This window comes from Bacillus proteolyticus (assembly GCF_001884065.1).
In the GTDB taxonomy this organism is placed as follows: domain Bacteria; phylum Bacillota; class Bacilli; order Bacillales; family Bacillaceae_G; genus Bacillus_A; species Bacillus_A proteolyticus.
Map to the genome: position 1 here is coordinate 74,821 of NZ_MACH01000142.1, position 14,558 is coordinate 89,378.

The following is a 14,558-nucleotide window of genomic DNA, read 5'->3' on the forward strand; positions in this document are numbered from 1 at the left end:
ATAAGGATTGACATAATGTTAATGTCAATCCTTATTCTCATTCTATTTTCGTAACTAAAAAACAAATTTGTGTCACATACTCTTCTGCTAAACAATCACATTCAGGTCCCTTTATATAAACTTCATATGGATGACCATCTATTTTATAACCGTTCTTTTCCACCCACTCTTCTAATGCCATATAGGCATAACCTATATAGTCATAGCTACCATAATGCATAGTAGTAACAATTTGATGTTGATGTATCTTTTTTATTTCGTATCCTTGTAATCCATCTTTATCGTCACTATCCATAACTGGAATTCTTAATTCAAGATCACTGTGACCCGGCATAAACTCTTCATCATAAAAAACAGTAGAAGGAGAGCCTACTATTTGCAAACTATTTTTTTGTACTTCTTCATATAAGTCATAAAAATAATCATCCATATGATCTATATCTATTTGTAACCTTTGAGCAATTACTGTTATTTCATTTCTCGTTCCATTTAATATATCGTAATTTCTATGGCGAGCAATATTTAAAGCATGATTCATATTGACCATTTCATTCATTTCAGAAATAACCTGTAAATTTTGTTTCACCTCATGAGACAACTCTATAATTTGCGCTTGCATATGGTGAATAAATGAATCTTGATCTGATGACTGCAGAATTACTTTAATTTTCGGCAAAGGAAACTTGTACTCTCTGAGCTTTTTAATTTTCAGTGCTATTTCTAGCTGCCCTTGCTCATAAAATCTATATCCATTTACCGGATTCACATATGCCGGTTTCAATATTTCCTCTTTATCATAATGTCTTAGCATCCGTGTACTCATTTTACAAATCCGAGAAAATTCAGTAATTGTATACATATACATACCCCTTGAGTATATTTCTTTTTTAAATTTATTTACTAAAACCAATCAAAAAACTTTTTAATTGAAGAAACTTCATTCTGATTACTCAATCCTTTCATTTTTGAAGGTAACAAATGACTCGGACAATACCACGTTAAACAATTCATTGCGCCTCCCATAGTCGAAATGTCTCCTACATGAATTTGAATAACTTGTTTCTCTGTATGCTGTTGAATATATCGTAAAACTTCCCCGTCTTTTGCTAATCCAAACTTAGGAACATAAAGGGCATCACATGTTTCTAACATATTTATATATAAACCTTTTGCCGATGCTATTTCTTGATCATATTGTCCTTTCTCTGTATATGAGGAAGGAACAACGATAAATTCAGCTTCTGGCATTTGCTCTTGAATAATCTCTTGCACATGATATCTAAATTCATTATCACCTAGAAAATCACTAATAAACATTGTGTGTTCATCAATAAATTTAACCATTCCGTCCGCGTGCGCAAGTACATCTCCTTCTTCAGCAGGAATAATAATAACCCGGCTCACATCTAAGTCCCACTCTAATTGCTCAATTATTTCCTCTTCCGTCCAATCATCGTTGTCATCAAATATGCGTTCTGTTAATATAACAGTATCTTTTTTATTCCAAATAAGATTGCCACCATCCAATATTAATGGTGATTTCACATACTCAAAGTCATTTTTCTTCAACCATTTATTAAATTGTTGATCTAAATATCGTCCCTGATCCTCTGGTAAATAATTTGGGTAATATTTAAATTTAACAAGATGATTCGTTACAACTGGCGCAACATCTCTTAACCAAATATCATCATACTCAAAGAAGTTTGTATGAAAGTCTTGCTCTTCAACAGATAAAGATATAAGTTGATCCGCAATTGATTTCTTTTCATTTAAACATTCATTAAAGTAAATCAAGTCTTCATAAAATGGTTGATAATATTCATTCGATTCGTCTGGTATTGCAGTAAAAATAATGCCATTATGTTTTTGTTCCATATTATTTACCTCGCTTTTTAATAGTAGTTACATAACTGATTTTACAAAGCCAACTATTCCTCAATTCATGTCTTTTTTCATTACAACTCATGCAACATGTACATTTCATGAATGGATTATAGCATGGAGAAATATTATATATTTATATAAAAAATATAAAGCTGACGTTAAGCCTTAAATTGACTCTTGACAAGTTTTTTAAATACCATATTTTAAAACAACAATAAATGATTAAATGATTTTTTTATCACGATTCAAACCCATTACTTCTAATAGATCGTTTTGATTATATAAATTCACTAAATGCATTTCTACTCCTATACAAATTCCTTCTAGCGGAAGATCATTTGGATCCTGACCAAAGGGATCTTCAATTTCAACCCCTATTGCTTCAATACCTATGAATGCAAAACTTATAAACGTAGTCGCAAGTACTGTAAACCATCCGAGACTATCAACAAGACCAATCGGTAAAGTCGCACAAAATATAATCAATAAAATTTTTATATGAGCAAAATATGCAAAAGGAATAGGTGTTGTTTTGATACGATCACATCCACCCACAGATGTAAGTAACGTATTCAAATCCGTTTCCATACTAATTATCGCATTTGGATGAATTTGCCCCGTTTTCAAACCTTTTGATAGTATAGTTTTCAACATAAAAACTATACTAATCGGTAAATGATTGGACTCAACCAAAAATGCTTTTTCCTTCTCAGAACAGACAGCAAGCAATGATTTCACTTCAGATAAATCTTTTTCCTCCCTCAAGTGCCCTTTCGCTAACTTTGGAAATGCAATTAATAAATGTAAAAATTTTATTTTTTCCTGCTCCATACTCTTCCCTTTAGAATCCCAATGACACAAAAAACTAATTGCTAAATTTCTAGTACAAGCACCAATCGTGCCAAATAGCTTTCTACCTTCCCAGTACCGATCATAGGCAGTATTCGTACGAAACACTAATAGTAATCCTAAAGCTCCTCCGACGATTACCCAAGGAGTCTGATTTATATTTATTTCTGCATAGTAATAATTAATCACAGCTACTATCGTTGAAATACACGTATATAATACGATTTGTGGGAAAATATCTCTTATAATTGTCCCTTTTAATGTAAATATTTGATGTAAACTATTTTGATTATTGTAATGAACCATATTTACAAAAACCTCTTTCTCTATTAACCTTTTATTCTTTTAAATCATGAAAGTATACAATTAAATAATAGACTCATAAACCCTATCATTATGAGGCTGGTTAAGATTATTTCTTTCAATACTGTTACTCCTTTTTTCAAAAAGATAAAATACCTTATTTATTCAACAACAAATCTTCACTCTTCTAAATCACGACGCATTATTTTAGAATTTGCAATGAATAAAGCACTAATTAATACAAGAATCGCGCAAGCATATAACAATGAATCCATTGGACTATCATGGTCTATAATAATTAGACGAACAATAGCCGTAATACCTATATATATAAAATAACGTAATGGAAAATGAAAGTTCATTTGAAAATACTTTATAATCATTACGATGAATTCAAAATATAAAAAGAATACGACGATACTATCAATCAAATGATAACTAGATTCCTCACTATTTAATTTAAGTTCTTGTATAAATTGAATAACTTCTTTCATAAGAAACACACTTAAAACCATTCCCAAACAGATCAAAGCAACATTTAAAATGTACTGTAGAACGATAGGGAACAACGAAAAAACTCTTTTTATATTCTTTAACACAAATATTTTTCTCCTTTTCCATATAAAACAATAATGACAATATATTTAATTATCATTACATCAAAATTATACATTTTATTCTTATTACAGATGTTAAAACAAGACAAAATAAGTAAAAATAGCATTTCACCTATTTTGTCTATAAAGCAACATAACGAAACTATAATCGATTACTTCAATTGAATCGGTTGTTGCTGTGTAACACAATGAATCATTCCGCCATTTTTATAAAGCTCTCTCACATCAATACCGACTACTTTACGATCTGGGTATAACTTCTGAATCGTATCGTTTGCGATTTTGTCATTTGGGTCATTATAGTTAGGCACCAATACAACTTTATTCCCAATATAATAATTGATATACGATCCCTTATAATCGAGAGTTTTTCCACCTTCTAAAGTAACTTTATCTTTACTAAGCGGTAAGTATTCATATTTATATTTCTTTCCTGAAGCATTTTTTGCATCTAACAATTTATCCATATCTTTGTTTGACAAGCCCCATTCAGCCAAGTCATCTTCTTTCATCGTTACAATGGTAGATTTATCATGGAATTTAGCAAATCCATCAATATGAAAATCCGTAATATCTAAATTAGGCACTCCATCTAACCAAATAAAGTTTGTCACCCCAAGGTCACTTATATATTTTTCAATTTCCTTTTCTGATAAATCAGGATTTCTATTTTTATTCGTTACTGCACTTCGAGTTAATAAAGCAGTCCCATTGCTGTCTAATTCAATTGCGCCACCTTCAAGGACGAATTCCCCCCAATCAATTCTTTCAATCCCTAATTGTTTACTAACATTCTCCCGTACACGGGCATCATTTTTATAAGGAGTTTTCTTCCCCCAACCATTAAATGCTGGATCTAATATTTTTAGATTTTTATTATTGTCATAAACAAAAATTGGTCCACTATCTCTTGCCCAAACATCATCAGTAGGCGCTATAAAGAAATCAATCTTCTCCATATTTAGCCCTTCATCTGTTAGAAGCTTATTAATTCGCTCTTTTTCTTCCTGATCATATGCAACAATGTGGACTTTTTCACCCTCAGTTAAAGTACTTGCCATCTTAACCCAAATAGGTTCAACTTCTTGTTTATACTCTTGACCGTATGTGTATTCATGTGGCCATTGTAGCCATGTACCTTCATGTTTATCTTTTTCATCCGGCATCGTATATTTCCCAACGTTTTTCTGTACCTCTACTTTTTCACCCTCTTTCCCTTTAGCATTTTCATTATTCCCTTCAAAAGAACATCCACTAATAATCGCTGTAGATAATGTAGCTATTAAACAAAACTTTACTACTTTTTTCATTTTTTCAACCTCCTGTTCGTGTCTCCAATAATGTAAAGCTTCACATAGTGTGAAGCTCAAGCTTTTTCATCAATGTAAAAATTACCAATTATTCTTCCGCATGATAAATTACATAATTTCAATACAAATAGATGACATTCACAAAACAAATCCCCTATATTTAACATTAATATCATTTAACTTCCTTCATAAATTTATTCTAATATTAATCCCCTCTCATACATGCTTGTTCACTAAATAAAACATTATTAAATAAAAAAATCGGTATTGATAATTACATATCAATACCGATTTTAAAATAATTATTTTTCTTCTATTAAATCATTCGCTAATTTCCTAAACTCTTGATTAAATGTATCATTCATACCATTTTGTACGTTAGAGAATAATATTACAAACGTTCTTTTATCCCAGTTAAAATTATTAAAAGTGTTCCAACCAGCTAATACACCATGATTATGATAATAATCTGGGTAAATATAGAAACTAAATCCATACTTTCTAGCGGGTGATACAGTAAACATATCTGACAAACTTTGTTTAGAAAGCAGCTTCCCATCCATAATTGCCTCATCTAACCTTTTCATATCATCAACTGTAGTGTACATTTCACCACAACCATATAGCCAATTCATCCTTAAACGAGGCGTAGCTACTAACTCATTATCTTTTTTCGTATATCCTTCTGCTAAAAACATATCTCCTGGGAAAGTGGCACCCATCCCAGATTCATGCATTCCAACAGGAGTAAAAATGTTTTCTTTCACATAGTCAGCAAGTGGTTCATTTGTTATCTTTTCTACAATATATGCAAGTACCATATAATTATAATCTGTATATCTCCATCCCGTTCCTGCAGGAAATTGTAACGTTTGCGCTCCGATCCAAGTTACTAACTTTAAACGTGACGCTGCATCAACACTACCTTGCCCCTGTTCTGGTAACCCGGACGTATGTGTTAACAAATTTCGTAACGTAATGTTTTTATCTGCTGGAAACGATGGAATATACTTATTTACATTGTCTTCAATATTTAATTTCCCTTTTTCTCTTAGTTGCATGATAGATATTGCAACGACTGTTTTCGTAATAGAACCAATGCGATATTTCGTTCTTGGCGTTGTTAATACATTATCTTTTACATTCGCATACCCGTAACCTTTTCTTAAAATTACATGGTCTTTACTAGCTACAAGAACACTCCCATTAAATCCTTTATCTTTTAAATATTGATCTAGTTTTGCTGCTGCAATCTCATAACGTTTTTGCTGATTCGCATCGACTTTCGGTTTATCATTTTCAAATTTATTCTTATAACCTGAAAATGCCTTCAAATTATATTTCTTATCTTTATTTGCATATGTTAGTGCAGCGACACTCCCACAAAAAACAGCAAAAATAAAGAAAACAATTAGCCATTTCTTAAACATATAGGGACCCTCTTTTATCCAGTTTCACTTTATATTTTTCCATTCTATTCTATATCTTTTAATTTTCAAACACTTTATAATCTATCTATCATTCATTATATTACACTAGATTCCTTTTTCTCACACTCAAATTTTAACTACTCTCTATTGTAGTTCTTTTTTACAAATTTTCTACCTAACAATCGGATACATCCAACTTTAATTTACATTTTTTATGTAACATTCGTTACACATTAGCAAGAATGGAGGTGGTGATTTGAAAAAGACCGATAAACGCAATCGTTTAGATGATATGATGTTTCATTATCGAGTAACAAAAAATGATATAGTTTTAATTGAATATTACGGAAAACAAATCATGATTTTAAAAGGAAATGAAGCTGACAAATTTTTAAACAAAATAAATCGGGCAAATAACGAAAAAGAAAAACAACTTATTATAGCTAAAATTACAGGTAATTTCAAAAGAGGAAATGAGCGTTAATGAAAACGAATCTCATTTCTAAATTGATTATACAGCATATAAAAAAAGAAATGTCACTCCCATGACATTTCTTTAGGTTTTCTTCATAAAAGATTTACATTTTTAATATTCATTTACTTTTACATAAACTCACTGCTGAAACGCTTAGTAATGCAGCTATACCCATCAATGCATATGTGTAGCCTTTCCCATCTACTATATAACCAAACAAAGCAGGTGCAAAGATAATAGCAATTTGATTAAGCGTAAGCGCAAAACTCACTGTTAAACCTACCGATTCCTCACTTGCAGACTCAGCAGCTTCGACCATAAAAAGACTAAACCAACCAATTGCAAAAAAGCCTAACAGTCCGCTTACCACAAATACTGCCCCAAGTCTCATTGTATGTATACTCATCACAACAACTAAAATTAAGAAAAAAGAAATACATACACATATAAACAACGGTGTACGACGATTCCCTTTGTAATATGTATCACTTATTGTAGCTAATATAATTCGGCCTATCATTCCTGCAAATAGCATAATCGAAAATACTTTCCCTGCTAAAATAGGTGTTATCGATTTTTCAACAGTTAAAAATTTCATAAAATGTCCGACTAATATCATTTGTAAAGAAATCATACAAATACCTGTAATAAAAATTGGATACAGCTCTTTTTTACATATCACCTTTTTTAATTGCATCCAAAAAGAAAGCCTTACATATTCTCGGCTAGTGTGTTCTCGGGGGATCGATTCCTTATAAAATATGAAAAACAATAACCCACCTACTATACATATAGTTGCAATAACATTTATCGTATAAGATAAACTAAATTTAAGTGTAAGCAAAGGGATCGTAACTCCTGCTAACGCCCCGCCAATAGGTATACCAGCTTGCCGTATTCCCATAGCTAATCCGCGCATTTCTTTCGGAAACCATTTCAAGATTACTTTACTTCCCCCTGGCTGGGATACGCTATAAAACGTTCCTATTAAAAGAAGGACAAATAATAGCCCCATAAATTCCCTTGCTATATGAGCAAGTAAAAGCGCCCCGCCAAGTAATACAGTGCTCGCTCCAATTAATATTCTTTCGCTATATCGATCAAGTAACCTTCCGACAAAAAGCATACAAAACAGCGGACCTATATTTACAGCACTTATTAACAACCCAACCTGCATATTCGAAAGTGCATATTTCTGTTTCCAAAATAAAGCGAGTACCCCTACTCCATATGTTATAAGTGTTGCACTTGCCTGTGCTACCGTTGCCAAAGTTAACATGATCCATTTATTAGAACTACTGTACTTTGCAATTCCCCCTTCACTTATCAACGTTATCTCCCCCATATCCCTTTCATTGTATGAAGGTTCTGATATCATGTAAAATAAGTGTTAATAATAGAATCCATCAAAAAAATTGATACCTTTTTCGGGGTGATAATAAATGGACATAAAAGATTTAACGGTTTTTTACGAAGTTGCGAAAGTAGGAAATATATCTCATGCTGCTAAAAACTTAAACTATGTACAATCAGGTGTAACGATGCGTATAAAACAACTAGAACTCGAGTTAGGTGTGCCTTTATTTTATCGAAACGGAAGAGGCGTTACTTTAACTTCTAACGGAGAAATTTTATTAACATATGCAAAACAAATCATCCACTTAATGGATAAATCCATTCAAGCTGTCCAAAGTAACGGAACCGAGCCAAAAGGCACGTTAAAAATCGGGTGTACAGAATCGACAACAGCCGTTCGTCTCCCACCTATATTAACGACCTATTATGAAAAGTATCCAGAAGTTGAATTGATTCTAGAAACAAATACGACAGACCAATTAACTCAGCTCGTTTTAGAGCGAAAACTAGATGGAGCTCTTATCGCTGGAAATATTCAGCATACTGAACTTCATACACTTTCATTTCGAGAAGAAGAACTCGTTCTCATTAGCAAGACTCCTCTATCTTCCTTTAAAACAATAGGAGAACTGAATTTACTCGCTTTTAGTCAAGGATGTTATTACAGAAAACTATTAGAAAACTGGCTTCAAGAAGAAGGGATTTCACCTAAAAGAATACTAGAGTTCGGAACAATTGAAGCAATACTTGCATGTGTAAAATCAGGTATGGGCACGGCTATTATGCTGAAATCTATTATTCCAGATTACGAACATGTTTTATCTTTAAAGACATTACCAAATCACTTTAAAAAGGTTCCTACTACCTTTATTACTCGAAAAGATATTTTCCACTCAGCTGCCTTGCAAAAATTTATGGAGATGATCAACAATGCGTGAAAAGAAAATACGCGGCATGAAACGAAAAACAAAAACTCTTATAAATAGAATTGCAGACGCCACTAAAGCATTTCCATCTACTTTCTATAACGGTGCATACTGGCATATGCCTTTACCGGGCACTCAAGCTTTTATCGATTCTATTAAAACACCTAGAAAAGTAAAGCGATTATGCATTCAAACATTATTAGATAGAGCGGATCTTTTAATGAAAATGAAACCGAACGATACAAATACATATCGAGTCGTTGTTATGATTACAATAGCAAGTTTATGGCACTCACAAATCATCATCTTTAAAAACAATGACTACTTTCACAGTGTTTTCAATAGAGATAACGAATTTCAAAAATGGATTCCTCTTTCCAATGAGTTCGACTTCGGGCATGAATGGGGAATATCAATTTCTAACAGCATCCAAACATTGCATTTCCAAGAGATAATCAAGGATGAAGATGAATTTTATGATGAAGTAGAACTTTTGTTTATAGGAGAGTTATCATAAAAGGGGAACTGTCAAATGAAAAACTTCCCTTTTTCCACTAAATAACATCGCTATATAATGAATTTAACGTTTCACTATATAGGAGGTTTTCATATGGTAATCCCTAAATACCCTGAAGTCCCATATCTTACGAAAAAACAAATTGAAGAAATAACCGAAATCACTTTCCTAAAAGAATCAACACCACAAGAGTGTGATGCAATTTTCGTTTTCGGTGGTTCCCATCCTGGTAATTGGCAAGCTCCTCTACATGCTTATCAACAAGGTTTAGGTGCACAAATTATCGTCACAGGTGGTACTAGTTTACATGGAATGAAACATCCAAACTGGGATTATGGAGATTTATCAGAATCAGAAGTAATTGTTAACAAGTTAATTGAACACGGTGTACCAGAAGATGCTATCATTTTCGAGAAAAACTCTCTCCATTCTATCGCAAATGTAATTGAAGCTAAGAAGATTTTTGATTTTACAACAATTAATAGTTTACTGTTTGTATGTAAAAGTTTAGGAGCAGGTCGGCAATATAGAGTATTAAAAAAACATTTACCAAAACATATAACTTGTATTCCATATACATTTGATACAAGTTTTGATGGTGATTTTATAATTAACAGATATAGTTGGATGGAAAATGAGAAAAGTCGCTCTATGATTTTCGGAGAATACTTGAGAAATGTTTGCTATGGTAGAAAAGGCGGAATTGAACCTCCTGAGAAAGAGATTGAAGGATTAGAAAAATACGTATCATATTACCAACATCTTGCATAATATTTTTTCAACATAAAAAATATCGGGAAGCCAATATAAAGGCTTCCCGAACATTCTAATGATGCATAAATAACACTAAAATTACTTTTCCTCTTTCATTTTCCCACATTTCAACAAAGAAAAGATATTCATCTGGGACATCTTCTAAAGATACTGGTTCACCAGTAAGACAAATATTATTGTGATATTTTGTATCCCATTCGGTTCTCACATCATCTATTGATTCACGCTCTAAATTACTTTTTTGACCGTCAAAATAATGGGATATAAATACTTCTTCTATTCCACCGTTAAAAACCATTTGTTTCATTTCTTCTAACGTAGGATTATTAGGATAACTTTATTTGAAACTACTATTTCATTGTTGTACAATCGTTTACTTTCATTGTCTATAAAATAACCTTTTCTTCTCATAACGCTCAGCCCTTTATGTTCATTTTATTATACAGATAAGGCATAGCTAGCGGTATATTATCATAGACGCCTACCATTGTACACATATTAAGCCAACGCAGACGGCGGCAATAATTGCGGTCCTTTCCCCGTGCGCGCCAATACCCAATCATCGTAATACCACATTTCTGTTTGACGGCGGCTCATCATATAATCCCAGCGTACTTCCCGCTCAAATTCAATGATTTTTCCGTCACCACCAATTGTCACCCAGTTAAAACTTCCGTTATTATGCATCATCTTTATCCATAGAACAGGAAACTCCACAGTTTGTCTCCCGTCAACATAATGTCTCGTTTGTTTTTCCATACGAAGTAAAGTTAGGCCCTTTGCATATTGTCGATCAACCTTTTCCATTACATCCATCGCTATTTTCTCTGCCTCATCCTTATGAAGTAGTTTATTAGAGTATACTGGCATCATATTCGTATAACTTAAAAGATGCTTATCCTTTTGAGAAGTAATCGTTGTTATATGAGAACCACCGTAATTTAGTCGTTCTTCTGCTTGATAACGATGTATTTCAACATTTACACCATCACGCAATTCTTCATGCTCATGCACTAATTTTACATACTTCGGAATTGGTAATAACATTGAAACTTCCTTACTACAGTTTTGAAAAACATTTAATTGATTAGCCATTAAGCATCTCTCCCTTTACTCGTTTCGTTTTGAAATAATGCTTTCGGTACTTTCGAAAGCATTGTCGTAATCTCTCCTGTATAATAAACATATAATTCATGCATCGCTCGTGTACATGCTACATAAAATAAATTCCGTTCAGATTCTTTGCTATACATGTCATTTGAAGCATCAAATATAATAACAGCGTCAAACTCTATCCCTTTTGCCAAATAAGTAGGAATAATCACAATGCCTTTTTCATAAGTCGTATTTTCTTTTTTTACAAGATGAAAATCTAATTTATCCCCTATTAACTCCATAGCCCTTATACATTCTTCATCTGTTTTACAAATGATTGCAATCGATTTATGACCTTGCTTTTGCAAATCTCTTGCTTTATCTATGATACTTTCTGCGCGCTCTCGTTCATCATTCACTTTTACACATAACGGCTTCTTCCCGTTACGGTTAAAAGCTTCAATTTCTTTTCCATTTGGAATGATATGTTTTGTAAATTCAATTATCGGTTTTGCCGAGCGATAACTACGGTTAAGCTGAATTGTTTCTACTTTTCTATTTGCAAACAACGTTGAAATCATATCCATCCCTCTATTGCTAGCGTGTGATAAAATGTTTTGATTTACATCTCCAAGCATTGTCCATTTCGCCTCCGGAAACAGCCGCTTCATAAACGCTAACTGAAATGGTGTATAATCTTGTACTTCATCAACAAATACAAATTTAACAAGGTGATTCGTTTTAAATCCTTCAATTAACTCTTTTAAAAACAAATACGGCGCTGCATCTTCATACGCTAATTGTTTTCTCTCCAACCGATTTACTGTTTGTTTACATATCTCTTCCCAACCATCTGGTACAAAAACATCTTTCTGGATGGTTTCAAAGAACTGCTGAAATATTGCAGAATGATTTACAAAAGCTAAAGATTTCACCTTTCTTCGCAATGAACGAAAATGTTTTCTCACTACATATTTCGTTAATAATTCATGTTCCTGCTCATAATAATCAAATTGGTTATCCTTCTCTAATTTTTCATAAAAACGATTGTAATCTTCTTTATTTAAATACTGAACTTCTTGTTCTACCCAGTCTTTTTTCGCTTCTTTCTTTGCAAATTCATTTATCTTCTTAAGAATCCATTCCGCTGTAAGCTGCATTCGATTCGGTATGGAAATAGACGTTTCTAACGCATAAAAATAATCATCTATCGTTCTTGCCTCAATCAACACTTCACCTTTAAATGTGACATCATGAAATTCTAGTCCTTTTTCACTTAGACTTCTCGCATATTTCTCAATCAGTCCCATAAATTCAATTGATGATTTATATTGAATTCCTTTTAGTCTCGTTTCATACATGTTTTCCTGTTCTTTCGTTAACATGTATTCTAGCTGTGAAAAAGAATCTTCTACAATAAAACTTTTGCTGATCATATGCTCCACATACGCCTGAAAAGTCGTTTGCTGCATATTTTCCTCACCAAGCTCTGGTAAGACGTTAGCAATATAGCTATTGAACAACTCATTCGGAGAAAATAGCAAAATTTGATCCGCGTTTACTGTCCCGCGGTAACGATATAATAAATACGCAACCCGTTGCAGAGCTGCTGAAGTTTTTCCACTTCCAGCCGTCCCTTGCACAAGTAATACATCACTTTTATCGTTTCGAATAATTTTGTTTTGTTCCTTTTGAATTGTCGCTACAATACTTTTCATCTGTTCACTTGCATTTCTTCCTAACGCTTCTTGAAGGAGTTCATCCCCTATCGTTACACCTGTATCGAACATACTTTGAATGTTACCATTTCGGATAATATATTGACGTTTCAAAAGTAAATCACCTGATATTGTCCCCATTGGTGCTATATACTTTGCACTTCCTAAAGAATAATCGTAATAAAGACTAGAAATAGGTGCGCGCCAATCATATACTAAAAATTCATCTGTCTCTTTATCATAAAAAGAGCCGATACCAATATAGATCTCATCAGTATCCGCCTCTTGTTCTTCTTTAAAATCAATTCTTCCAAAGTAGGGTGTATCTTTTATTTTCGTTAAAAGATTATATTCATTTTTCGCATGTCGATGGGTATGCTCCCTTTCCGAAAGAATCTCGGCCTCTTGCCTAATACTGGCCGCCGTTTCAACCGCCTCTTTAATATTATCTATATTTACTTTTACATCTTCCCAAAAGTTTTTTCTTATATTTACAATTTCAGACTTCACCGAACCAACTCGGCTGTCCAGCTCATTCAGTTCCTCGTCTACTTTTTCAATGACTACATTTACACGTTGTTGTTCTTCTTTATAATGACTCATATAATCTCCCCCTCTCATTACGTTTCCTGATTGAAAGCCTTATATGATACGAAGTTCTTTACTTTTGAAAAATACCACGCGCAACAATTTCCCATGACTTTTGAAATTCTTCGTTTATCTTCTCTTCTTTCCATCGCTCAGAAAAAGTAGGGTGGTAGAACGGTGATAGGAGTCCAAAAATCATATGCGCTAAAAATAAACTGTCTTGTTTTTCAATCTCGTTACGCTCTATCCCTTGATTTATAACCTTCTCCAGTTGCCTAACTAATCTTTCTTCGTGTTTACGGATAACAGCATTCTTTTGCTGCACTAACGAACTATTCAATGTAAATAGCTCTTCATTTTCCAGTAACTCTTTCTTTTTAAGTTGGAACAAACATAAGAACCACTCTTGTAAAATCACTGCTGTTTCTCCGTCTTCTCCACTAATTTTCTCAAGTTGGTCCGAATACTTTAATAACCATCTTTCCAAAATAGCGTCGCGAAGTGCTGCCTTACTACGAAAATAGGAGTATAAAGCTGCATGACTAACATCAAGCGATTTCGCAATACTAACAAGCGTCGTCCTACTCCATCCATATTTAATCAATTCCTTTTCCGCTGCATCCAAAACAACATTTCTCGTTAATGCTTTTTCTGTCATTTTTCTCACCGTCCACTTTATTTACATAATAAAATTATCTTCTGTTATTTCAACA

15 protein-coding genes are annotated in these 14,558 nt (G+C 33.0%); 4 read left to right on the forward strand and 11 right to left on the reverse strand.

Annotated elements, in window-relative coordinates; all coding sequences use genetic code 11:
• Positions 1-37: 37 nt before the first annotated feature.
• From BAQ49_RS25665 to BAQ49_RS25690, 6 genes are all read right to left on the reverse strand, one after another.
• The gene (locus BAQ49_RS25665) at positions 38-859 is read right to left on the reverse strand and encodes a MerR family transcriptional regulator (protein ID WP_071747584.1); all 822 of its coding nucleotides are present in this window, start codon (positions 857-859) and stop codon (positions 38-40) included.
• 41 nt (positions 860-900) lie between these two features.
• Complete coding sequence (locus tag BAQ49_RS25670; RefSeq protein WP_071747585.1) at positions 901-1,878, reverse strand: agmatine deiminase family protein; 978 nt, start codon at positions 1,876-1,878, stop codon at positions 901-903.
• 231 nt (positions 1,879-2,109) lie between these two features.
• A complete protein-coding gene (locus BAQ49_RS25675; RefSeq protein ID WP_071747586.1) occupies positions 2,110-3,042 on the reverse strand; it encodes a bestrophin family protein in 933 nt (310 codons plus the stop codon).
• Between the two features lie 176 nt (positions 3,043-3,218).
• Complete coding sequence (gene psiE / locus BAQ49_RS25680; RefSeq protein ID WP_071747587.1) at positions 3,219-3,638, reverse strand: phosphate-starvation-inducible protein PsiE; 420 nt, start codon at positions 3,636-3,638, stop codon at positions 3,219-3,221.
• Between the two features lie 170 nt (positions 3,639-3,808).
• The gene (locus BAQ49_RS25685) at positions 3,809-4,966 is read right to left on the reverse strand and encodes an agmatine deiminase family protein (protein WP_071747588.1); all 1,158 of its coding nucleotides are present in this window, start codon (positions 4,964-4,966) and stop codon (positions 3,809-3,811) included.
• A gap of 302 nt (positions 4,967-5,268) precedes the next feature.
• A complete protein-coding gene (locus BAQ49_RS25690; protein WP_071747589.1) occupies positions 5,269-6,396 on the reverse strand; it encodes a serine hydrolase domain-containing protein in 1,128 nt (375 codons plus the stop codon).
• Between the two features lie 256 nt (positions 6,397-6,652).
• Here BAQ49_RS25690 and BAQ49_RS25695 point away from each other — a divergent pair, with 256 nt between their 5' ends.
• Positions 6,653-6,880: a hypothetical protein gene (locus BAQ49_RS25695; protein ID WP_071747590.1), complete on the forward strand. Its 228-nt coding sequence runs from the start codon at positions 6,653-6,655 to the stop codon at positions 6,878-6,880.
• Between the two features lie 109 nt (positions 6,881-6,989).
• Here BAQ49_RS25695 and BAQ49_RS25700 read toward each other — a convergent pair whose 3' ends face one another.
• On the reverse strand, positions 6,990-8,201 hold the full coding sequence (locus BAQ49_RS25700; RefSeq protein WP_084667564.1) for an MFS transporter: 1,212 nt from the start codon (positions 8,199-8,201) through the stop codon (positions 6,990-6,992).
• A 112-nt stretch (positions 8,202-8,313) separates the two neighbouring features.
• On the opposite strand from BAQ49_RS25700, the gene BAQ49_RS25705 reads away from it, so the two are divergent.
• From BAQ49_RS25705 to BAQ49_RS25715, 3 genes are all read left to right on the forward strand, one after another.
• On the forward strand, positions 8,314-9,165 hold the full coding sequence (locus BAQ49_RS25705) for a LysR family transcriptional regulator (protein ID WP_071747592.1): 852 nt from the start codon (positions 8,314-8,316) through the stop codon (positions 9,163-9,165).
• The gene (locus BAQ49_RS25710) at positions 9,158-9,670 is read left to right on the forward strand and encodes a DUF3916 domain-containing protein (RefSeq protein WP_071747593.1); all 513 of its coding nucleotides are present in this window, start codon (positions 9,158-9,160) and stop codon (positions 9,668-9,670) included. The genes BAQ49_RS25705 and BAQ49_RS25710 overlap by 8 nt, the downstream gene beginning before the upstream one ends.
• A gap of 93 nt (positions 9,671-9,763) precedes the next feature.
• A complete protein-coding gene (locus BAQ49_RS25715; protein ID WP_071747594.1) occupies positions 9,764-10,441 on the forward strand; it encodes a YdcF family protein in 678 nt (225 codons plus the stop codon).
• 55 nt (positions 10,442-10,496) lie between these two features.
• Here the strand turns inward: BAQ49_RS25715 and BAQ49_RS25720 are convergent, their stop codons facing one another.
• From BAQ49_RS25720 to BAQ49_RS25735, 4 genes are all read right to left on the reverse strand, one after another.
• Positions 10,497-10,751, reverse strand: coding sequence for a hypothetical protein (locus BAQ49_RS25720; protein WP_244159144.1), 255 nt, complete (start codon positions 10,749-10,751; stop codon positions 10,497-10,499).
• Between the two features lie 191 nt (positions 10,752-10,942).
• Positions 10,943-11,539, reverse strand: a complete 597-nt coding sequence (locus BAQ49_RS25725) for a hypothetical protein (RefSeq protein WP_071747595.1) — start codon at positions 11,537-11,539, stop codon at positions 10,943-10,945.
• Positions 11,539-13,860: an RNA polymerase recycling motor HelD gene (helD, locus tag BAQ49_RS25730; RefSeq protein ID WP_071747596.1), complete on the reverse strand. Its 2,322-nt coding sequence runs from the start codon at positions 13,858-13,860 to the stop codon at positions 11,539-11,541. The genes BAQ49_RS25725 and helD overlap by 1 nt, the downstream gene beginning before the upstream one ends.
• Positions 13,861-13,918: 58 nt before the next feature.
• Positions 13,919-14,503 carry a TetR/AcrR family transcriptional regulator gene (locus BAQ49_RS25735; RefSeq protein ID WP_071747597.1) on the reverse strand — a complete coding sequence of 195 codons (585 nt, stop codon included), beginning with the start codon at positions 14,501-14,503 and terminating at the stop codon, positions 13,919-13,921.
• Between the last annotated feature and the right edge of the window lie 55 nt (positions 14,504-14,558).

Coding starts and splice junctions, on each gene's coding strand:
- BAQ49_RS25725 (WP_071747595.1), bottom strand. CDS start 11,539: ATGGCTAATCAATTAAATGTTTTTCAAAACTGTAGTAAGGAAGTTTCA.
- BAQ49_RS25710 (WP_071747593.1), top strand. CDS start 9,158: ATGCGTGAAAAGAAAATACGCGGCATGAAACGAAAAACAAAAACTCTT.
- BAQ49_RS25690 (WP_071747589.1), bottom strand. CDS start 6,396: ATGTTTAAGAAATGGCTAATTGTTTTCTTTATTTTTGCTGTTTTTTGT.
- BAQ49_RS25665 (WP_071747584.1), bottom strand. CDS start 859: ATGTATACAATTACTGAATTTTCTCGGATTTGTAAAATGAGTACACGG.
- BAQ49_RS25735 (WP_071747597.1), bottom strand. CDS start 14,503: ATGACAGAAAAAGCATTAACGAGAAATGTTGTTTTGGATGCAGCGGAA.
- helD (WP_071747596.1), bottom strand. CDS start 13,860: ATGAGTCATTATAAAGAAGAACAACAACGTGTAAATGTAGTCATTGAA.
- BAQ49_RS25685 (WP_071747588.1), bottom strand. CDS start 4,966: ATGAAAAAAGTAGTAAAGTTTTGTTTAATAGCTACATTATCTACAGCG.
- BAQ49_RS25670 (WP_071747585.1), bottom strand. CDS start 1,878: ATGGAACAAAAACATAATGGCATTATTTTTACTGCAATACCAGACGAA.
- BAQ49_RS25675 (WP_071747586.1), bottom strand. CDS start 3,042: ATGGTTCATTACAATAATCAAAATAGTTTACATCAAATATTTACATTA.
- BAQ49_RS25720 (WP_244159144.1), bottom strand. CDS start 10,751: ATGAAACAAATGGTTTTTAACGGTGGAATAGAAGAAGTATTTATATCC.
- BAQ49_RS25705 (WP_071747592.1), top strand. CDS start 8,314: ATGGACATAAAAGATTTAACGGTTTTTTACGAAGTTGCGAAAGTAGGA.
- BAQ49_RS25715 (WP_071747594.1), top strand. CDS start 9,764: ATGGTAATCCCTAAATACCCTGAAGTCCCATATCTTACGAAAAAACAA.